This window comes from Mesorhizobium sp. WSM4807 (assembly GCF_055811615.1).
The window spans coordinates 48,448-69,246 of the sequence record NZ_JBVVQY010000024.1 but is presented as its reverse complement, the minus strand read 5'-3'; the positions used below and the strand labels follow the sequence as shown (position 1 = coordinate 69,246).

The following is a 20,799-nucleotide window of genomic DNA, read 5'->3' as shown; positions in this document are numbered from 1 at the left end:
GTGGCTTTCTGCAAAATGATCGCTTACTTCCGCCGCGATATGGCCAGCGCGTCCCCCTGTGGGCTGCCGCAGGTTTAATCGCCGGCGCTAGGCGGCGGCCCTGACAGGCTCGAAATCTATATCGAGAACCGCCTCGAGCTGCCGGTCCATGAAACGCTCCGGTATGCTCTTTACCAGCAAGTTGCGTAGCGGGACGACAAGCGGGTTCTTCCATTGCGCAACTTTGGCATAGAGGCGTGATTCAGCCGCGACCCTATGTGCCCTGTCGAGACGGCGTTTGTCATACTCGCGGATGGCCCGGTCGGCCGGAAGTCGCCCTAACAACGCAGCAAGAACGGCCGCGTCTTCCATGGCAAGTCCGGCGCCTTGTCCCAGATCGGGCGTCACGGCATGCGCGGCGTCGCCAAGCAAAACCGCTCTTCCGCGCGTGAACGAGGGCATTGGATCGAGATCAAGAATGTCCGTCCAGATCAGCGAGTCCGCCGGGGTCCGATCGAGGACCCCCGGGACTGGCTCGTGAAATCCGGAAAACATCGCCTGCACGTCTGCAAGATCGGCCTGAGCCAGCTTGGGGTCGTCCCGGTGATTGGCACTACAGCAAGCAAACCAGTAGATCCTTTCGCCGGGGATCGCCGCCAGGCCGATGCGTTTTCCGGCTCCCCAGCTTTCGGTAAGACGCGCGGGGTCCATACCTTGCGGGAAACCGGGCGCGATGGCTCGCCAGCAAGCGTAGCGAGCGAAATGCTCACGAGATTGCGGAAACAGCGCTCTACGAATCGCGGAGTGAATGCCATCGCAAGCGAGCACCATCTCGCTTTTCACAATCTCCCCATTCGCAAAGCGCAGGGCGATGTTGTCGCCAACCTGCCGAGCATCCACGCATTCCATGTCGGTGCGGATGATAGAACGCGGTAACTCCGAAAGAAGGGCCTTGTGGAGATCGCCGCGATGCAGCACGGCCATACTGAGGTGACCATATTGCTGACTGAAGCGCTGAAAATCCGTGGATTGGAGAACTTGTCCCTCGTTGTCGAGAAGATCGAGCCTGTGTATTGGCTGCGCCTCGGCCACAACCGCTTCATAGAGCCCGAGCGTACGAAGGGCACGAAGCGCATTGGCGCTGAGACTGAGACCCGCACCCAGAGGTTTCAGTTCGCTCGCCTGCTCGTAAATCTCGGTCTCCCATCCGAGCAACCGCAGGCCCTTGGCAACTGCAAGTCCGGCGATGCCTGCACCAATGATGACTGCGCGCATGTTCACGCTCCCTTTCTTTGCCACGCGGCAAAACACTTTGCGGGACCAAAGTGTTCCCGAGGAAACAGGCGGCTAACGCCTTCGCCAATTTCACTCGAAGGGAGGTCTGCGGTGTGGCGTACCGACGCCCTGGAGCTCTGACGATCGCGTCCGAGATTCGCGAAACCGTGTTACAGGCGTTAAATAACTTCGCATGGACAGGGATATGAGCCAGACGCAGAGTTCCGTCGGCGCTTCGGCTACGGTGGCATTCATCGATCTTGCGGGCTTTAGCGCCATCGCGGACGTTTATGGAGATGCAGCGGCAATCGATGTGCTCGAGATTTTCGAGAGCATGGTCCGCGAGGCGCTTGCTGGCTACGAGCCTCCGATCAAGTGGATCGGGGATGAAGCGATGCTCTCGTTTCCGGAGCCGGAGTTAGCGATCCAGGCGCTTGGAACGCTGTTGCAGGCATGCCGGGAAGAACCGCGCCTTCCGCTCACCCGGTCGGCGCTGAACCATGGACCGGTCATCCGCAGGGCAGGTGATCTGTTTGGATCGACCGTCAACATAGCGGCACGTATTGCTGCGCTTGCGTCCCCCGGTCAATTGCTTGCGACTCAACCCATTGCCGACGCCGCTGCCGCCAAAGGCATCTTGGTGCGGGATCTCGGAGAGGTGGCGCTGCGGTCGGTAGCTGATGAAATCCCTCTTTACGAGATCGAACTTGCCCCCTCGCCTGACCCGGCCTGGATCGATCCAGTGTGCAAGATGCATGCTCCGTATGCATCCTATCGACGGGCCGCCCCAGAAGGGCCATGGTTTTGTTCGCCGCGTTGTGAAGAGGCATATCGGAAGTCGCCGCAGACCTATCCACTGGCTCGATGACACGGCTCCCCTAGCTGCCCTGGCGCCCCCTCTCAGTCTATACTCATTGCGCAGGTGAGATATGCTACGGTGCCGGAAGTCGCCGCAGCATGATCCGCTGCCACAAGTGGCACATTGGTGTCGATGAAGCGCACTTTCAGAGTTTCGCCGACTTTCATCCTGATCGTGTCCGTCGAAGGATAGGCGCGGCCGTTGATGGTGAAATAATTCGGCTGTCCGCCGGCGGAAGCCAAATCCTTCCAGCTGCTGGAAGTTCAAGAGTTGCCGTCCAGCCATGGCCGATCCGTCGTTTCCAAGAAAGTCACGGAGAATGGGTTCCATGGGCGTTCTCTGCTGCTTGACTCTCAGCCTTTTTCGCGGCAGGTTTCGATCAATAGGTCAGACCAATTTACCGATCCGGGATCAGCCAGATGATTCCGTTGAAGTAGAACTGGGTAACAATGCCGATCCAGGCCGTTGAACCGCGTCGACTTTACCGACAGATCGCCGATCAGCTCAGGCAGCTGATCGATGCGGGCGAGTTCGCAGTCGGCGATCGGCTGCCGACCGAGCGTGAACTGGCAGACCAGTTGGGCATCTCCCGCCCGACCGTCCGTGAAGCGCTGATCGCGCTCGAGGTCGAGGGGCGGATACGCATTCGCGTCGGCTCGGGCATCTACGTCACCGAACCGCCGCGTGCCGAAATTTTGACGGCAGAAATGGATGAAGGCCCGTTCGAGCTGTTGCGGGCACGCGAGTTCATCGAAGGGGCGATCGCCGCCGAAGCCGCCCTCCAGGTTCGGCCGATCGACATCGAACATATGGACGACGTGCTGCGCCGCATGGAGGACATACCTCACCCGACCAGGACGACGATCGCGCTCGACCGCGAGTTCCATACGATGGTGGCGGGCATTCTCGGAAACGCCGTGCTGGTGCGCTGCATCGGCGAGCTCTTCGACCAGCGCATGAACCCATATTTCGAACGCCTGTCGAGCTATTTCGAGAACAGGGAGTCCTGGCGGGCCGCCGCGCAGGAGCATCGCGCGGTGCGCGACGCGATCGCGGCGCGCGAGCCCGAACAGGCCAAGGCCGCTATGCAGAAACATCTGCGTCAGTCGCAACTGAGATTCTCACGCAATTTCGGTGAGAAATCCTCGGCCAGGGAGGTCGCGGAATAGAGCATCGAACCCAAAAGCCTGCCCTCGGGCCCGACTGTGGGAACCGGTTTTGGGAAAAACCGATGCTTAAACTAAAAAGGTCTAGTTAGCCGACCGGGAGGATCCTGTCGGACCGTCAATCCATTCACAGGGAGGAATATGATGTTGAGGAAATACGTAGTTCTGCTCGGCACGATCGCCGCAATCGCTCTGCCCATGGCTTCGGCCTCGGCACAAACCGCGCTGAAATGGGCCCACGTCTACGAAACGTCCGAACCCTTCCACACCGAGTCGGTGTGGGCGGCAGAAGAGATCAAGAAGCGCACCGACGGCCGCTATACGATCGATGTCTTCCCAGCTTCGCAACTCGGCAAGGAAGCCGACATCAACCAGGGGCTGACGCTCGGCACGGTCGACATCATCATCTCCGGATCGAGCTTCGCCGCCCGTGAATTCCCGCCGATCGGCGTGACCTACTTCCCGTTCACTTTCCGCGACGCGGATCACCTGCTCGCTTACACCAAGAGCGACAAATACAAGGAGTTGACCGGCGGCTACGAAGAAGCGGCCGGCCATCACATCACCGCGACCACCTACTACGGCACGCGTCACACGACCTCCAACCGGCCCATCGAGAAATGCGCCGACATGCAGGGCCTGAAGATCCGCGTGCCTGACGTGCCGGCCTATCTCGCCATGCCGCGCGCCTGCGGCGCCAACACCGCGCCGATCGCCTTCGCCGAAGTCTATCTCGCCTTGCAGCAGGGCACGGTGGAAGCGCAGGAAAACCCGCTGACGACGATCGACGCCAAGAAGTTCTACGAAGTGCAAAAGCACATTATCCTGACCGGACACATCGTCGATCATCTCAACACGATCGTGTCGCAATCGCGCTGGTCGCAATTGTCAGACGAGGACAAGGCGATCTTCACCGAGGTGATGCAGGAAGCCGCCGCGCGAGCGACAAAGATCATCGTCGATCGCGAGAAGGCCCTGGTTGAAACCTTCAAGGAGCGCGGTCTCACCGTCACCGAAGTCGATCGCGCCGATTTCGAAAAGAACGTGATGGAGAAGGTGACGTTCGACGAGTTCGGCTACCGCAAGGAAGACTGGGAGGCGATCCGCGCCGTCAAGTAACCGCATCAATCCGGACCCGGCGCGACAAGCGCGCCGGGTCTGTTGAGCCCGCTGTCCAACAGTGCCCGGAGCTTGCCGATGACCCAAGAGGTCCACACCCAGGTTACAGCAGAAGAACTGGCGCATGCATTCGAGGAAGAAACCGCACCCGTCGATCTGTCGCGATACGCGGTGGAGGACTGGGTCACGCTCGCCGTGTTCTGGGGCATGTCGCTCTGCGTGTTCCTGCAGTTCTTCACGCGCTACGTCATGAACAACAGTTATGCCTGGACCGAGGAGATCGCCATCAACTGCCTCGTCGTCGTGGTCTTCCTGGGCTCGGTCATGTGCACACGCACAACGCGCCACATCCACGTCGACGTGCTCTATCACTATCTTCCCGCTGGGGCGGGGCGCTACCTGGCGCTCGCGGTCAATGTGATTACCATTTGCTTCTTCGCCTACATGTCCTGGCTCCTCTGGCGCTATGTCGGGATCGTCCACCGCGAGCGGATGGTCACCATCAACCTGCCGCGCAACGTCGTCTTCTACGCCGTCTTCGCCGGTTTCGTGCTGATGATGCTGCGCGCCATCCAGGTCTTCATCGGCAACATTCGCCGCGGCTACTCGGCGCTCGAGCGCCCCGCCGCGTTCGACGGATTGGGGGAATAGGCCATGCTGCTTCTGATCGGAGCCTTTCTCGTCCTGATGCTCGTCGGCGTGCCTGTCGCTGTGTCGATGGCGGTGTCGTCGCTGCTCTATCTCGTCTTCTATGGCGTGGCGCCCGACATCATCGCCGCGCAGCGCATGATCGCCGGTGTCGAGAGCTTTCCGCTGCTTGCCGTGCCGTTCTTCATATTCGCCGGCAATCTGATGAACATCGCCGGTGTCACCGGGCGGATCTATTCCTTCGCGCTGGCGCTTGTCGGCTGGATGAAGGGCGGCCTCGCGCAGGTGAACATCATCGGATCGGTGGTCTTCGCCGGCATGTCGGGCGCAGCCCTCGCCGACGCCGCCGGCATCGGCACCATCGAGATCAAGGCCATGCGCGACCATGGTTATCCCGTGGAGGCGGCGGTCGGCGTCACCGCCGCCTCCTCGACGCTCGGCCCGATCTTCCCGCCGTCGCTGCCCTTCGTCATCTACGGCATGATGGCCAACGTCTCGATCGGCGCGCTGTTCATGGCCGGCATCCTGCCCGGCGTCGTCATGACGGCGCTGATGATGGTGACAGTTGCGATCTTCGCCCACCGCCGGGGCTGGGGGTCGGACACGCCGTTCAAATTGAACCGGCTCGCCGCCGCCTCGGTCGAGGTTGCCGTCGTGTGCTGCTTTCCGCTCGCGGTCTATGTCCTTGTCCAGATGGGACTCTCGCTGAATATTGCCGTTGGCATCGCGCTCGTCGTCCTGATCGCCTGCGACTGGTATTTCGATTTCTCCGCCGTCATGGCGCTGATGACACCGATCATCCTGATCGGTGGCATGACCATGGGCTGGTTCACCCCGACCGAAGCGGCCATGGCCGCCGTCATCTGGTCGTTGTTTCTCGGGCTCGTGCGCTATCGCACGATGACACTCGCAGCCTTGGCCAAGGCCAGTTTCGACACGATCGAGACGACCGCGTCGGTCCTCTTCATCGTCACCGCAGCGTCGATCTTCGCCTGGTTGCTCACGGTCAGCCAGGCGGCGCAGCTGTTCTCGGTCTTCATCACATCGCTGACCGAAAACAAATGGGTGTTCCTGATCCTGGTGAACATCCTGATGCTGGTAGTCGGTTGTTTTCTCGACACGATCGCCGCTATCACGATCCTTGTGCCGATCCTCCTGCCGATCGTGGTCCTCTACGGCATCGACCCGGTGCATTTCGGCCTGATCATGACGCTTAACCTGATGATCGGTCTGCTCCATCCGCCTCTCGGCATGGTGCTGTTCGTCCTCTCGCGGGTCGCCAAGCTGTCGGTCGAGCGTACGACCATGGCAATTCTGCCCTGGCTCGTGCCATTGATCGTCGCGCTGATCCTGATCACCTTCGTCCCCGCCATCTCGCTGTGGCTGCCGACGCAAATGGGACTGATCCGATGATCGACAGCGCGGTCGCCGCGACACTGTTCGGCCCCGAGGATCTGCGCGTCGTCGAGCACCCGCTCGGTCGCCTCGCGCCGGGAATGGTGCGCGTGCGCTTCGGCGCCGGCGGCATCTGCGGTTCCGACCTGCACTATTTTCGCCATGCGCGGACCGGCGATTTTGTCGTCACATCGCCGCTCGTGCTCGGCCATGAGGTCGCCGGAGAGATCGTCGAAATCAACGCGGACGCGCCAGGACTTGCCGTCGGCGATCGCGTGGCAGTCAACCCGTCGCGCTGGTGCGGACAATGCGCGCGATGCGCGGAGGGCCGCGCCAATCTCTGCGAAAACATATACTTCATGGGTTCGGCGTCGAAGACGCCGCACATGCAAGGCGGTTTTGCCAGCCTGTTCGACGCCACGCCGGCGCAATGCATCAAAGTCCCGCCTGCTGTCGCCTACAACGCGGCGGCGCTCGCCGAACCGCTCGCCGTCAGCCTGCATGCCGTGGCGAGGGCCGGCGACATTGCCGGCCGCAACGTCATCCTGATCGGTGCCGGCCCCATCGGGCTCCTGACCATGCTCGCCGCCAGGCTCAAGGGATGTGGCGAGTTCACCGTCGCCGACATAGCCACGGCGCCGCTCGCCTTCGCCAGCAAACTTGGAGCAAACAGGACGATCAACCTGTTCGGCGGCGACGACGAGCTCAAGGCGCTCGCGTCCGACAAGGCGATCGATGTCGCGTTCGAGATTTCAGGCACCGCAGCGGGTCTCGCAGCGGCGATCGCCAGCGTTCGGCGCGGCGGCACGGTCGTTCAGGTCGGCAATCTGCCGGGGGGTCAGATCCCGGTGGCCGCCAATGCGGTGATGGCCAAGGAAATCAATCTGAACGGCACGTTTCGTTTCGGCGCAGAATTCAACGAGGCGGTCGACCTCATCGTCAGCGGGGATATCGATGTCCTGAAGCTGGTGACCGCCGAACGCCCCCTCTCCTCGGCCCGCGATGCGTTTGCCCTGGCCGCCGACCGATCGCAGAGCGTCAAGGTGGTGCTGACCGCCGACTGAGGCTTTTTTCCGGCGCCTCCCCAGATGTGTCAACCGTTCCGGTTTCAGCGCGCCGGCCCGGTTTCCTTCCTGTCGGCCTGCTTGCGCGCCCGCGCGAACTGCAGCCCGGCGACGCCGGCGGTCGCAGCGAGCGCCAGGCCAATCGGAATGAGGCTCGAGGGCTGGTCGGCCTTTCTGAGCACCGCCACCACATCATACCCAACATCCAGCCCGATACGCTTGGCGTAGGATCCGAAATCGACGTTGCTGATCATCAGCGCGTCGCCCGCTTGCGTGATGGTAAGGCCGATGCCGCGCAGCCGCTCCAGCGGCTCGCCGGGATCGCCGAGCGGCACATTGACCGTCTTGCGAACATCTTCGCCCATGAGGTCGACACCCTCGACGACGAAATTGATGCGGCCATCGGCCGGCGTCTGCGCCACCGCCGACAGGAATTCGCTGGCCGGCAGTTCCTCGTAAGGCGGCGACACCTGGTTGAGCCACCAATCCGGCCGAAACAGCGTGAAGCAGATGAGCAGCAGCGCCGCGCTTTCCCAAAGTCGGCTTTTCGTCACGAACCAGTTCATTGTCGCGGCCGAAAACAGCAATATTGCGATCAGCGACACCGTCGCCACCCAGATCGTCTGGGGCCAGGTGTCGACTCCGATCAGCAGGATCGCCGGATTGAAGATGAAAACGAACGGCAGGATCGCCGTGCGCAGCGAATAGAGCGCGCCCTGGAAACCGGTGGCGATCGGATCCTCCTTGGAAATCGCCGCTGCAGCGAAGGCCGCCAGCCCGACGGGCGGGGTGATGTCGGCCATGATGCCGAAGTAAAAGACGAACAGGTGGACCGCGATCAGCGGGATTGGCAGTCCGGCCTGCGCGCCGAGATCGACCACGACCGGCGCCATCAGCGTGGCGACCAGAATGTAGTTTGCGGTGGTCGGAATGCCCATGCCGAGCACAAGGCTGATCGCGGCGATCAGGATCAGCATAAGGATGACATTGCCGCCGGAGATGAACTCGACGAGTTCCGTCATCATCAGGCCGAGACCGGTCAGCGTGATCGTGCCGACGACAATGCCGGCGGTAGCCGTGGCGATACCGATGCCGATCATGTTGCGGGCGCCGAGCGCCAGCCCGTCGATCAGATCGTCCCAGGCAGCCCGCACTGAGGCGGCGAGATCCTCTTTACGGAATACCGCCATCAGCGGCTTGCGGGTGGCGACAATACCGAGGATTGAAACGGTCGCCCAGAACGCCGAGAGGCCTGGCGACATCTGTTCGACCATCAGGCACCACAGAAGCACCGCGATCGGGATGAGGAAATCGAGCCCGGTCCGAGTGACGTCCCAGGCGCGCGGCAGTTCGAGGATTGGCGCGTTCGGATCGTCGAGTGCGAGATCCGGATAGCGGGAGGAATACCAGACCGAGGCGACGTAGAGAGCTACGCCGGCGATTGCGAGCACCGGCGGCGCGGTCCCGCCGAAGACAGCCTGGATAGCAACGATGCCGTAATAGACGATACAGACGGCGAGAACGCTGCCCGACAGTCCCAGCCCCATCCGCAGCATCCGTTCTCTTGCCGGCGTCGGACGCTGCGGGATTGTCTTCAGGCCCATCTTTATCGCTTCGAGATGAACCATGTAGAGCAGCGCGATATAGGAAAAGACCGCCGGCAGCAGCGCGTGCTTGACGATCTCCGAATAAGGAATGCCGACATATTCGACCATCAGGAACGCAGCCGCGCCCATGACGGGCGGCATGATCTGGCCGTTGATCGAGGCTGAGGCCTCGATGGCGCCCGCCTTGACGCCGGAAAGGCCGGTGCGCTTCATCAGCGGGATGGTGAAGATGCCGCCTGAAACCACGTTGGAGACAGACGAGCCTGACACGACGCCGTTGAGAGCCGATGAGACCACCGCGACTTTCGCCGGGCCGCCACGCAGATGGCCGAGCAGCGCGATGGAGATTTGCATCATCCAGTTGCCGGCGCCTGCCTTTTCCAGAAGCGTACCGAACAGGACGAAGAGAAAGACGAAGCTCGTCGACACACCAAGTGCAATCCCGAAGACGCCTTCGGTGGTCAGCCATTGATGGTTGAGAAACTTGTTGAGCGATGCGCCGCGATGCTGAATCACGTCCGGCATGTACTGGCCGGCAAAGGTGTAGAAGATGAAGACAGATGCCACGACCACCATCGGAAGGCCGAGCGCGCGGCGCGTCGCCTCGAGAAGCAACAGGATGCCAACGGTGCCGGTAACGAGATCGAGCGTGGTCGGCTGGCCCGGCCGTCCGGAAAGCTGGACGTAAAAGAGAAAGAGGTAGGCGCCGGCAAACCCGCCGACCACGGCCAGCACCCAGTCGAGTAGCGGCACACGATCGCGGGGAGAGGATCTCAGCGCCGGATAGGCGAGGAACGTCAAAAACAGCGCGAAGCCGAGATGGATGGCGCGCGCTTCCGTATCATTGAGGATGCCGAAGCCGAACACGAACGGCAAAGGCGAAGCGTACCAGAGCTGGAAAAGCGACCAGGCAACTGCAACCCAGAGCAGGATTCGAGCGACTGTTCCGCTCGGACGCCGGCCACCCGTATCAGCCTCCGCGACGAGCTGTTCGAGCTCTTCGAGATCGACGCCGGCCGGTTGTTCTTTCACTTCGCTCAATGACGCCTCCTGTTGCGGATGGCCCCGGCGGGTCCGCTGGATCCGCCGGACAGTCGTCAGGTCACGAAGCCTACTTCAGCCAGCCCTTCTCCTTGAAGTATTTTTCAGCGCCCGGATGCAGCGGCGCGGAATTCCCTTCCGACACCATCTTGGCCGGGTCGAGCTTGGCGAAGGCCGGATGCAGCGACTTGAACTCGTCGAAATTCTCGAACACAGCCCTGGTCAATTGATAGACGCTCTCATCGGGAACCTTGGCCGAAGTCACCAGCGTAGCGAGCACGCCGAAAGTCCCGGTATCGTCGGGATTGTTTGCGTAAAGGCCGCCTGGGATGATCGCCTTGGCGTAGTAAGGATTCTCGGCGACGAGCTTGTCCACGACTTCTCCAGTCAACGGCACCAGCTTGGCGGCGCAGGTGGTCGTCGGATCCTGGATGTTCGCGGAGGGATGGCCGACGCCGTAGAAGAACCCGTCGATCTTGCCGTCACAGAGCGCCGGGCCGTGCTCGTCAGCCTTCAACTCCGATGCGAGCGAAAAGTCGGCCAACGTCCAGCCCATCGCACCGAGCAGACGTTCCATGGAAGCGCGTGTCCCGGAACCGGGATTGCCGACGTTGAAACGTTTGCCCTTGAAGTCCTCGAATTTCGTCACGCCGGCATTCGGATGCGCCAGGACCGTGAACGGCTCCGGATGGATCGAGAAAACCGCGCGCAGGTCGGTATGAGCGCCACCATCCTTGAATGATTCCAGCCCCTTGTAGGCGTTGTACTGGACGTCGGACTGCGCCATGCCGAAGTCGAGTTCGCCTTCCTTGATCGTGTTCACGTTGAACGCCGATCCGCCGGTCGATTCGACCGAACAGCGGATGCCGTGTGTCTTACGATCCTTGTTGAGCAGGCGGCAGATAGCACCGCCGGCGGCATAATAGACGCCGGTGACGCCACCGGTCCCGATGGTAACGAAATTCTGCTGCGCCATTGCGCTGGCCGAAAACAGCAGCGCGGCCGACAAGGCGGCGATCTGCGCTCCATGGCGTGCAGTCCGGGCATGTTTCATCTGGTTCTCCCTTGGTACTTTGCGTGCCGTCGCGGCCGTCCGGTGTTTTAGTGTCAAGGCACGTCGATGCATGCTACGATTGTTGCGCTTTATCAATCAAGGGAAATGGTTGTTACAATGAATGGGCGGGAGATGGGTTTCGACGCGCTTCTGGCGCGCATATTGACCGAACTCCCCGAATTGAGCTCAGAGCTGCGCAAGGCGGCGCGATTCCTGGTCGATCATCCCGACGAGGTGGCGCTGGTTTCCATGCGGGTTCTGGCCGCGCGATCAGAGGTGACACCGACGACCTTCGTGCGATTGGCGCGGCGACTGGGCTTCGGTGATTGGGCGGCGCTGCGCAAGCCGTTCGAGGACCGGCTGCGCTCCGGCAAGGCGCCTTTCGCGGCAAGGGCCGATGCGCTTGTCAAGCGCGGGTCGGAGGCGATTTTCGCGGAATCGCTGAGGACGACGGTTGCCAATCTGGCGGCGGCCGAAGCGGCCAACGCCAGCGAAGAAATAGCAAAGGCTTGCGCAATACTGGAGAAGGCACAGCGCATACGCGTCGCCGGGTTCCGAAGCTGCCGCGCGCCCGCCCACGCGCTCGTCTATCTCTGCCGGATGTTTCGGCGCGACGTCACGCTGCTCGGCGGCGACGGCGGTGCGATCGAGGCGGAACTAGCAGCGCTCGGAAAGAGGGAAGCGGTCGTCGCGATCGGCTTTTCGCCCTATTCGCGTGAACTCGGGCCGGTGATGGAGGCTGCGCAACGACACAGCGTTCCGATTGTCGCGATCGTCGACAGCGTGGCTGCTCCGATCGCGCGGCATGCTGGCGTTACATTGCGATTCTCTACCGACAGCCCGTCTTTCTTCCCGTCAGTAGCCGCAGCTATGGCTATCGTGGAAGCGCTGGCTGCAACGATGCTTGCGCGCAGCGGGCCGGCAGCCGCGGCTCGTGTCAGGGAGACGGAATTGGAGCTACAGGCGTTCGGGGCCTATCTGCCTGAATGAGGAGCACTGGCGCTATGCCAGCGCGGCGTCGATTGCGTCGCCGAGCCGGTCGACAACCGCGTCGATTGCTGTTGCGTCTATGATGAAGGGCGGCGCAAGCAGCACATGATCGCCACGTATTCCGTCGATCGTGCCACCCGCGGGATAGACGAGTAGGCCACGAGCCATCGCCTCGCGCTTGATCTTCGTATTGAGTTTCAGCTTCGGGTCGAAGGGCGCTTTGGTCGAGCGATCCTCGACCAGCTCTACACCCATGAAAAGGCCACGCCCGCGAATGTCGCCGATATGGGGATGGTTGCCGAACCGTTCGCCCAGTTGTCGCGAAAGGTGTGCGCCCATCGCCCGAACATTGGCGAGCAGATCGTCGCGAGCGATCACCTCCTGGACAGCAAGAGCTGCTGCGCAGGCCATCGGATGGCATATGTAGGTGTGGCCGTGCTGGAAAAAGCCGGAGCCTTTGGCGAACGCGTCGAAGATGCGGCGTGAAAGCAGCACCGCACCAATAGGCTGGTAGCCTCCGCCGAGGCCTTTGGCGATTGTCATCAGGTCGGGCGCGACGCTGTCCTGCTCGCAAGCGTGCAGCGTGCCGGTGCGGCCCATGCCGCACATCACCTCGTCGAGGATGAGGAGCACACCGTAGCGGTCACAGATTTCCCGGATGCGCCCGAAATAGCCAGGAACGGCAGGCACTGCTCCTGCTGTCGCGCCGACGACAGGTTCCGCGACGAAGGCCATGACGGTGACCGGACCGAGTTCGAGAATTTTATCCTCGAGCGCCTGGGCGGCGCGCAGGCCGTAGGCCTCCTCGCACTCACCGGCTTCCTGGAAGCGGTAGGCATAGCATGGGTCGATATGATGCGTGTCGATCAGCAACGGGCGGAATTGGGCGCGGCGCCACTCATTACCCCCGGCAGCAAGAGCGCCGAGCGTGTTGCCGTGATAGCTCTGTCGGCGGGCGATGACGTTTCGCCGCTCGGGCTTGCCAGTTTCGACGAAAAACTGCCGTGCCATCTTGAGCGCCGCCTCCACCGCTTCGGAGCCGCCGGACACGAAATAAGCGTGGCTAATACCTTGCGGCGCGCCAGCGACGAGCTTGTCGGCCAATGTCTCGGCCGGCTCGTTGGTGAAGAAGCTGGTGTGGGCATAGGCGAGCTTGTCGGCCTGCGCGTGGAGCGCGGCCGTCACGTCGGGATGGCCGTGACCGAGGCAGGAAACCGCCGCGCCGCCTGACGCGTCGATATAGGCGCGGCCATCGCGGTCGAAGAGTTCGATACCCTTGCCGCCGGCCGCGACGGGCAGGGTCGCATGGATCTGACGATGCAGGATGTGTGTCATGCTTCCCTCGATTGACGATGGCGCGATTTACAGCGAACCTATCATGCAACATATGTTACATAGTGCGCAATACTGAAACGATTGGACTGCACCTATGACCGTCGACAGGGACGTGACCGGCCCCGGACTTATCGCACCGACGGCGATCGCCGTTGCGCCGAATGGTGGGCGGCGTGGCAAGCAAGACCACCTTGCCCTGCCGATCGGCCCCCAGGAACTGGCCCGGACCGCCGCCGCCTGCCTCGAGGCCGGTGCCGCTATGATCCATACGCATGTCCGTGATCGCGACGGCGGCCATTTGCTCGACGCGCACGCTTATCGCGAGACGACGAAAGCGATACGCGACGCGGTAGGCGAGCGGCTGATCATCCAGATCACCAGCGAAGCGGTCGGCCGATACCAGCCGGCCGAGCAGATGGCGATTGTTCGCGCTACCCGCCCTGAGGCGGTTTCGCTGGCGCTGCGCGAACTGGTGCCGGACGCTGCCCACGAGACCGCTTTCGCGGAGTTCCTGTGGTGGCTGAAGAGCGAGCGGATCGCCCCTCAGATGATTCTCTACGCGCCCGAAGAGGCTTCGGCCCTAGCCGCCATGCAGCAGCGCGGGCTGGTGCCCTTCGACGACATCCCGGTGCTCTATGTGCTCGGCCGCTACACGCCGGGACAGGTTTCGCGACCGGCCGACCTGCTTCCCTTCCTTGCGCATGACCGCCCGCGCTTCGCGCACTGGATGGTCTGCGCCTTCGGTCAGGAAGAAACCGCTTGCGTTACGGCCGGTGCGCTGCTGGGCGGCCATGCCCGCGTCGGGTTCGAGAACAATTTTACTCTGGCCGACGGCACAACCGCCAAGGACAATGCCGCGCTCGTAACGGCGACCAAAGGCGCCCTGACTGCTTGCGGCCGCAGGACCGCCCAGGCCAACGACCTGCGCGCCGCTTGGTCGATCCACCGCTAACCCTCGACCGTACACCTTGACGCAGGTTTCCTTTTCTCATGTAGCGCGGCGGCAAGATCCCGAGATGTAAGCGATCCGTAAGCGGCCTTCCGTCAGGATGAGAGCTTGGGCCATCTCCGTCGTTCTCGGAACGGCCGAGCAGCGGCCTCGTCGGTTCGTCACATTTGTCAAAAATCTCTTTGCTACGCTGCAACCGGACGCTTTGACCGACGTTAAAGTTGTAGCGGACCTGGGGAGGCATCTATGCAGACATACCTCGTCGAACAAATGGAGGGCGATGATGTGATCGCGGCGCGTATCATCAACGCGCCGAGCCCCTTCAGAGCCGCCGCCATGTCGACAGATCGACGTGTAACTCTCCGAACGTGGCAAAAGGGTTGGATTCGCGTAACCGACGAGAACCGGGGACATATCTTTGCATACTGCTTTGTCTCCGCCGAAGACTCAGACACCAGCGGGCCTACAAAAGCACCGAATAAACAAAAAAAGGGCCAAAAAGCTGATCAGAGGGCCGGGTAAGCGTAAAACCACTGATTTTTTTGCCCCCTCGCTGCGTGATATCGCCCAGAACCGCGAACGCGACGAATTAAGCCAATAGCGGCGGCGCTGGCGGTACGCCAGGCGCGATCGGCTGCGCCGCGATGTGACAGCCAACGGGAAGCAAGCGCGGCCGTTTGGCGAAGATCGCGGCTTCATCAGAATGATCGATGAAAAGATTTCGGCTGGCGGCGATGGTGCGGTCGAGCAGATCCGCCGCGCTCAGGAGAATTCAATGTTGTCCACCAAGGATAGAGGCGAAACCTGCAGGGACCAGATCCGCGCTTTCCTGGCGTCGAATTTCTATATAGCCGACGCGGATGCTCTGGATAGCCACACGTCCCTTCTCGACCAAGGCATCGTCGACTCGGCAGGGGTACTCGAGGTTATCGGCTTCATCGAGGAGACCTTCGGCATCACCGTCGAAGACAGCGAACTCCTGCCCGAGAACCTCGATTCCATCCAAGGAATTGCGCAATATATTCTCCGCAAGCAAAACTGATTGCCGACATCTTGCCTAAAGCGGGTCGCGTTTGACCGGGCCTCACGCGACGCGCTTTAGGTTGTTGTTTTATGCATGTCGTTATCGCAAATCCGCTGCACACTTTTGCGCGACATGCATTAGCGTTGTTCTACGCCGCCGACAGCGCAACAGAGCCTTCCGCAGTCTCGGCATGCTCACGCTTGCGGCGTGGTATGTCCCATAACCACCCTGCCCTCGCCGGCTTCGTTCGTGACCGCGCGGATAGTTTCGTACGCCTTGGAACGCTCCAGCAGACTGATGACCTGCCGGTCCTGGCCCAGGCCTACCTCAAAGAGCAGGATGCCTCCGCGCCGCAAGTAACGTGGCGCGTCCTTGATCACCCGCATATGGATGCTCAGGCCGTAGGGACCGGCCGCAAACGCTTCCCGCGGCTCGAGTTCGGTCAGATGCGCGCGGTCGCCCTCGAGCCGTTTTTCGGAAATGTAAGGCGGGTTGCAGATGATCACGTCCATCGTGCCATCTAGCTTCAAGCCCGAGAAAGCACTGAACAAGTCGCCCTGAAGCACCGACACGCGATCCGCCAAGACGTGATGGGCGACGTTGCGGCGCGCGACTTCGACGCATCCATCGGTGAGATCGCTCGCCCAGACAAGCGCGGTGGGGGCGTAATGCGCGATGGCGCAGGCCAGATTGCCGGCCCCGCAGCACATGTCGATAACGCGCGGCGCCGGCAGGTTCATTTGACTCAGAACATCAAGTGCGGTCGTGCCGAGCAACTCCGTCTCCGGCCGGGGAACGAGCGCACCGGGCGCGATGAGCAACTCCAGCCCCATGAAGATGGTGCGGCCTTTGCTGTAGGCTTCGGCGACACTGATCTCTTCGCTCACGACAGACCCCCTTCCTGACTTGCCGGTCCCGGTGTCCGACAATTGCGTACCAATTAAGTGTATCTCAAATTCATTAAAATTCTCGATGGGCAATCGAAAAACACTCGTCGCCATAGGCTTGAAGACATGATGCAACGGAAGGAGTGATCACAAGCCTCTCATCTGTCGCATGACTGGGAATATTGCCTCATGATTGGCGATATCAGCTTTTCCCGCCTCGCTATCCCAGCCTTGCAAAGCCAATCCCGGAATTCTCGGTCCTGCGTCACGATTTTGCTACATTTTAATCAAAAGGCACATATACGTAAGCAAATCGTGATGTTTCGGTAGCTAACGGAAAGCAGCCGCTTCCCGCAAAGGCGAGAGGGTTAGCGATCATCGACAGGACCAACAAGTTCGCGCCGCAATTTCGCACGAAAGATCGCAGACCATGAAGCCAACGCAAGGGCGCTCGCTCGATCTACGTTCCGTTGTGTTCGGCTCGATGCGCGGGCTGATCGGCGGCACACCGGAACCGGGAAGTCGCATCTGGCCATCGCCATAAGGGGGTCAAAATTGGACGCCGATCGGGGGTCAGTTTTGCAAGCCGTTTGACACATGCGACGACGTCAGCGGCTCTCGTTCACAGGGTCAAAAAAAAGAGGAGCCTTACCTGTTATTTAGGATTATATTAACAATCTGACGCATGCGGTGTTGGGGCACCGCGGCGTTGACTGGATGAATCGACGAGTGATTGGCCACGACTTTAAGGCCTATGACCGTTCCATCCGTCTAGGTTTGGTTGGGGTAGTTCAATGTATCGAATCGTTATCGCCGACGATCACGGCTTGTATCGTCGTGGCTTGCGATTGGCACTGACCGCAGGCATTCCAGGTGTGGAAATATTTGAGGCGTCGTGTTTCGATGCCGTACTCAGTCTGTTGGCGGAACAGGCGTCCGTTGATCTTGCGATCCTGGACTTGAACATGCCGGGATTGTTCAATCAGGAAGTGCTCAGCGGCATTCTGTCGGCTTATCCGGATACGCGATTTGCGATTGTTTCCGGGAACGATTCACGCTCGGAGATACTCACGGCTCTCTCGATCGGACTTCACGGCTACATCGTAAAGTCGCAAAGAGACGAGGAGGTCGTTATGGCCGTCAACGAAATCCTCTCGGGCCGCATCTACGTGCCTGCACTTCTGTCGCGCCCGGGTGCCGCGCAAGCAACTCACGTACCTACTCCATCCGAGCATATCCCACCCCGACGTACCACCAGTGGCAATCTTGGCAGGCTAACCTCGAGGCAAAAGGAGGTCCTCAAGCTGATGGCGGAAGGGTACTCGAATAAGGAAATTGCGCGCGATCTGGAAATCGCCGAAGCGACGACGAAAATTCATGCCGCTGCGGTTCTGCGTGAGCTTGGGGTACGGAATCGAACAGAGGCTGCCGTTATGCTGAAGACCTGGCTAACGAGGGATGTCAATTAGAGCGCCGCATCCTGGACGCGCAAGGGACGCTCTAAAGCTTTGAACCTGCGCGTTATGCCTTCTAATGCATGTCGCGCAAAAGTGTGCAGCAGTTTTGCGATAACGACATGCATAAACAACAACCTAAAGCGCGTCGCGTGAGGCCGGTCAAATGCGACGCGCTTTAGAAACGAGCCCGATTTTTGCGTCAAAGCGCTAAGGGCCGATTTCCTTGCGCGACAGCCGCAGCGAATATCGCAGCCCGTGATCCGACATTTCCAACTTAGGCGAGTAACCGACAAGCGGCGCCCCATCCACTCCGATTATCATGGAACCGAACCCATGACGGACAACTTTTGAAGTCCGCCGCCGCCCCGATTCCACCCACTCGAACACGATGTCACTGCGTGCGTCTTCAGACGCGAATGTCCAATTTACCTCGATCCGGCCTTTTGAATCGCCAAGCGCTCCATGTTTCAGGGAATTGGTCGCAAGCTCGTGAACAATCATCGCAAAGCTCTCGGCGGCGCCGCCTGACATCGCAACGGAGGGACCGCTGACTGATATGTCGCGTGTCCCCATGTACGGTTGCAACTCCTGAACAACGAGATCGTGGAGCATTCCCGACGCGCTGCTGTTGCCTGAAAGGAGCAGATGCGTTGCCTCAAGCGAACGAATCCGGTCGATGAGCGTCTCCTTGTACCTGGCGACATTGTTCTCCGGAACATTGACCATTTTCACGAGCGCCGTGATCACAGGAAATAGATTGCTGAACCTGTGGCGTTGTTCGAGCATGATGCGCTCCCGCTTCTTTGCCGCGGCGCGCAGCAGCGTGGTTTGTCTTCGCTCGGTCAGGTCGGCGGCCACGCCGAGCCGCTGTAGACGATCATCGTATTTCTCTTCCCTTCCGCGCAGGGCAACCCAGCGGATATGCCCGTCCGGTCGCCGGACGCGAATCTCGACGTCGTAGTTCGTGACTGATGCGAGCTTTCTCGATGCTACCAGCTTTGGCCAGTCCGCCGGATGGACAACGGCTGACAGTTCCTCCAAACGGCGGCTAGCGGCCGGGGGCAGGCCGAGAATGTCCCAGAACGTGCCCGATCCGGTGACGATCCCGTCTTTAAGGTCGATCCGCCACGTGGCCAGGCGTCCGGCAGACAAAGCGAGATCCAGCCACTCCTTCTGAGCCCGAAGCGCTTCGTGTACGGCTCGTCGTTCCGAGATATCGTCAACCACTACGAAGATGCTCTCTGAGAGAACCCCGTCGGGTACGGACGAAGACAGGGTTAGCCGCGCCCAGAATGCCGAACCGTTCTTTCTTAACAGACGAACCTCCGAAGCGAACGAAGCAGAGTCGTTACCCAGGCCCGCCAGCAACTGCTCCAAGGCATCACGGTCGTCCGGATGAACGAGTGTCTCGAGCCGCAATTGGGCAAGCTCCTCCTCCTCGTAGCCAGTCATCTCACTGAGGCGTCTGTTGGATTGCAGCAGCTCACCTTTCTCGTTGGTGTTTGCGAATCCCATGGCGGCGCGTTCGAAAGCCCAACGGTAGCGGCTTTCAGTTGCTTCGACGGCGGCGAGTCTGGCTTCTGCCACTTCCAGCAGCTCACGCAAGTCCTGCCGCAGCCGATGAAACGTCACGGCAATCACGCCCCCCGAAACCACAAGCAAAATGGCGCGCGCCCAATCTTCGCTGGATATCTGTCCATGCAGGGTGCTTCGTGCCCATAGGCCGGCAGCCACCATCAGGATTGTCGCCGCAAGCGCAGGCCCACGGTCTTCAAGGTAGGAAATGATAATAATAGCTGGTATAAACTCCAGAAAACTCGATCCCTCCCCAATATATACTGACGCTCTTGTTTCAAATATCAGTGTAGCGGCCAGCACCAATACGGAGGCAATGTGAGTTAGCAGTCTGACTGATGGGTTCGAATCCGACCTGCGCGACTGCGAGTTCATGGGCATAGACTACAACCTTTTGACTAGGCCGTCGAGACTAGAGCAAAAAACGTACAACCTAGTACGACTGCCGGATTGCCATACCACTATCACAGCGCGCATTTTATCTCGTGGGGGGAGCATGACTTGGTCATAACTCCTCAGAATATATCGAATTCAAGGTAGTAGGGCCCGTTTTTTCACGAGCCCCACGCAAGAAGACTGTTCGTAAATCACGAGCGATTTACTACGGGCTGACGGACCTTTGGGGAGGTTAAAAATGGCTATGATCGAGAGACACAGTGATGCGGTTGCGGGCAAACGGAACGTTACAATAGGAGCCAAGTATAACCCTGGCGCCCAGATGATGCGGCCGTCATATGCTTATCATTCGATTGGTGCATCTGACCGACCGGACGCAGGGGCCGACGAACCGCGGAGACGCAGCCTGGAATCCGTCACGGGGATGCTTGATCGCATCGGCTGTGGCTATCTCGTACTGAACCGCGAAAGAAAAGTCATCGAATGGAATGCCGCCGCTCAAACCACGCTGGAGCGCCAGGGGGAGCCGGCTGATACAGCCAGCGAGCTTTCGGTAGCCCTAAAACGGCTGATCGCGAATGTTCCGGCCCATTTCCTGCCGGGCTCCCTGTCTTGGGTGGTGATCCGCAGCAGGGGTGACAGGCCGGTGGTACTGAAAGAGAACGGCCTGATCGCTCCTGACGGAACGAGCATTGTGGCATTGTTGGACCGTGAGAACAGGTCGGGGCCAAATCCTCAGACACTGCAAAGGATGTTTGGCTTGACGAGCGCGGAAACGCACCTTGCGCTGCGCTTGGCTCAGGGCGATGCTCCATTGGAGATCGCCCGCAGTTGGCGCCTCAGCCGCACCACGATCCGCTCCCAGCTTGCCTCGCTGTTCGCCAAGACCGAAACGAGACGTCAGGCGGAACTGGTGGCTCTTCTCGGGCGCATTTCGGTCTTGCCATAAGGGCCGGCTTGGATCCAGGCGCCCGGGCAT

General features: G+C 60.7%; 18 protein-coding genes and 1 pseudogene. 12 read left to right on the top strand and 7 right to left on the bottom strand.

What is annotated here, in order from left to right; translation table 11 throughout:
* Window positions 1–87 precede the first annotated feature (87 nt).
* The gene (locus AC0L3N_RS25585) at window positions 88–1,254 is read right to left on the bottom strand and encodes an FAD-dependent monooxygenase (protein WP_473550203.1); all 1,167 of its coding nucleotides are present in this window, start codon (window positions 1,252–1,254) and stop codon (window positions 88–90) included.
* Between the two features lie 205 nt (window positions 1,255–1,459).
* On the opposite strand from AC0L3N_RS25585, the gene AC0L3N_RS25580 reads away from it, so the two are divergent.
* Window positions 1,460–2,122, top strand: a complete 663-nt coding sequence (locus AC0L3N_RS25580) for a hypothetical protein (protein WP_236373921.1) — start codon at window positions 1,460–1,462, stop codon at window positions 2,120–2,122.
* Window positions 2,123–2,235: 113 nt separating this feature from the next.
* Here the strand turns inward: AC0L3N_RS25580 and AC0L3N_RS25575 are convergent.
* Window positions 2,236–2,343 (bottom strand): annotated as a pseudogene (locus AC0L3N_RS25575) (copper oxidase); the annotation flags it as partial.
* A gap of 219 nt (window positions 2,344–2,562) precedes the next feature.
* On the opposite strand from AC0L3N_RS25575, the gene AC0L3N_RS25570 reads away from it, so the two are divergent.
* The 5 genes from AC0L3N_RS25570 (at window position 2,563) to AC0L3N_RS25550 (ending at window position 7,505) form a co-directional block, all read left to right on the top strand.
* The gene (locus AC0L3N_RS25570) at window positions 2,563–3,282 is read left to right on the top strand and encodes a FadR/GntR family transcriptional regulator (RefSeq protein WP_473550202.1); all 720 of its coding nucleotides are present in this window, start codon (window positions 2,563–2,565) and stop codon (window positions 3,280–3,282) included.
* Between the two features lie 141 nt (window positions 3,283–3,423).
* Window positions 3,424–4,398: a sialic acid TRAP transporter substrate-binding protein SiaP gene (locus AC0L3N_RS25565; protein WP_473550200.1), complete on the top strand. Its 975-nt coding sequence runs from the start codon at window positions 3,424–3,426 to the stop codon at window positions 4,396–4,398.
* A gap of 78 nt (window positions 4,399–4,476) precedes the next feature.
* Window positions 4,477–5,049, top strand: coding sequence for a TRAP transporter small permease (locus AC0L3N_RS25560; RefSeq protein WP_473550199.1), 573 nt, complete (start codon window positions 4,477–4,479; stop codon window positions 5,047–5,049).
* A gap of 3 nt (window positions 5,050–5,052) precedes the next feature.
* A complete protein-coding gene (locus tag AC0L3N_RS25555) occupies window positions 5,053–6,459 on the top strand; it encodes a TRAP transporter large permease (RefSeq protein ID WP_473550197.1) in 1,407 nt (468 codons plus the stop codon).
* Window positions 6,456–7,505, top strand: coding sequence for an L-idonate 5-dehydrogenase (locus tag AC0L3N_RS25550; protein ID WP_473550196.1), 1,050 nt, complete (start codon window positions 6,456–6,458; stop codon window positions 7,503–7,505). The genes AC0L3N_RS25555 and AC0L3N_RS25550 overlap by 4 nt, the downstream gene beginning before the upstream one ends.
* A 44-nt stretch (window positions 7,506–7,549) precedes the next feature.
* Here AC0L3N_RS25550 and AC0L3N_RS25545 read toward each other — a convergent pair whose 3' ends face one another.
* Together AC0L3N_RS25545 and AC0L3N_RS25540 are read right to left on the bottom strand one after the other, a co-directional pair.
* Window positions 7,550–10,042, bottom strand: a complete 2,493-nt coding sequence (locus AC0L3N_RS25545) for a TRAP transporter permease (protein ID WP_473550245.1) — start codon at window positions 10,040–10,042, stop codon at window positions 7,550–7,552.
* A 181-nt stretch (window positions 10,043–10,223) separates the two neighbouring features.
* Complete coding sequence (locus AC0L3N_RS25540) at window positions 10,224–11,207, bottom strand: TAXI family TRAP transporter solute-binding subunit (RefSeq protein ID WP_473550194.1); 984 nt, start codon at window positions 11,205–11,207, stop codon at window positions 10,224–10,226.
* Window positions 11,208–11,324: 117 nt separating this feature from the next.
* Between AC0L3N_RS25540 and AC0L3N_RS25535 the strand changes: the two genes are divergently transcribed.
* Window positions 11,325–12,197: a MurR/RpiR family transcriptional regulator gene (locus AC0L3N_RS25535; protein WP_473550193.1), complete on the top strand. Its 873-nt coding sequence runs from the start codon at window positions 11,325–11,327 to the stop codon at window positions 12,195–12,197.
* A gap of 12 nt (window positions 12,198–12,209) precedes the next feature.
* On the opposite strand, the gene AC0L3N_RS25530 is transcribed toward AC0L3N_RS25535, so the two are convergent.
* Window positions 12,210–13,532 (bottom strand): aspartate aminotransferase family protein, encoded by a 1,323-nt coding sequence (locus AC0L3N_RS25530; RefSeq protein ID WP_473550191.1) that lies wholly within the window; start codon window positions 13,530–13,532, stop codon window positions 12,210–12,212.
* A gap of 94 nt (window positions 13,533–13,626) precedes the next feature.
* Between AC0L3N_RS25530 and AC0L3N_RS25525 the strand changes: the two genes are divergently transcribed.
* The 3 genes from AC0L3N_RS25525 (at window position 13,627) to AC0L3N_RS25515 (ending at window position 15,523) form a co-directional block, all read left to right on the top strand.
* Window positions 13,627–14,484, top strand: coding sequence for a beta-keto acid cleavage family enzyme (locus AC0L3N_RS25525; protein WP_123145876.1), 858 nt, complete (start codon window positions 13,627–13,629; stop codon window positions 14,482–14,484).
* Window positions 14,485–14,727: 243 nt separating this feature from the next.
* Window positions 14,728–15,003, top strand: a complete 276-nt coding sequence (locus AC0L3N_RS25520) for a hypothetical protein (RefSeq protein ID WP_473550190.1) — start codon at window positions 14,728–14,730, stop codon at window positions 15,001–15,003.
* 181 nt (window positions 15,004–15,184) lie between these two features.
* Window positions 15,185–15,523 (top strand): acyl carrier protein, encoded by a 339-nt coding sequence (locus AC0L3N_RS25515; protein ID WP_244602585.1) that lies wholly within the window; start codon window positions 15,185–15,187, stop codon window positions 15,521–15,523.
* Window positions 15,524–15,699: 176 nt separating this feature from the next.
* Here the strand turns inward: AC0L3N_RS25515 and AC0L3N_RS25510 are convergent, their stop codons facing one another.
* Window positions 15,700–16,392, bottom strand: coding sequence for a N5-glutamine methyltransferase family protein (locus tag AC0L3N_RS25510; RefSeq protein ID WP_165848380.1), 693 nt, complete (start codon window positions 16,390–16,392; stop codon window positions 15,700–15,702).
* Between the two features lie 794 nt (window positions 16,393–17,186).
* Between AC0L3N_RS25510 and AC0L3N_RS25505 the strand changes: the two genes are divergently transcribed.
* Window positions 17,187–17,861 carry a LuxR C-terminal-related transcriptional regulator gene (locus AC0L3N_RS25505; RefSeq protein ID WP_123145874.1) on the top strand — a complete coding sequence of 225 codons (675 nt, stop codon included), beginning with the start codon at window positions 17,187–17,189 and terminating at the stop codon, window positions 17,859–17,861.
* 195 nt (window positions 17,862–18,056) lie between these two features.
* Here AC0L3N_RS25505 and AC0L3N_RS25500 read toward each other — a convergent pair whose 3' ends face one another.
* The gene (locus AC0L3N_RS25500; RefSeq protein WP_473550188.1) at window positions 18,057–19,586 is read right to left on the bottom strand and encodes a PAS domain S-box protein; all 1,530 of its coding nucleotides are present in this window, start codon (window positions 19,584–19,586) and stop codon (window positions 18,057–18,059) included.
* A gap of 472 nt (window positions 19,587–20,058) precedes the next feature.
* Here AC0L3N_RS25500 and AC0L3N_RS25495 point away from each other — a divergent pair, with 472 nt between their 5' ends.
* Entirely contained in the window at window positions 20,059–20,769 is a 711-nt protein-coding gene (locus AC0L3N_RS25495; RefSeq protein ID WP_473550186.1) for a helix-turn-helix transcriptional regulator, read from the top strand.
* The last annotated feature ends 30 nt before the right edge of the window (window positions 20,770–20,799 follow it).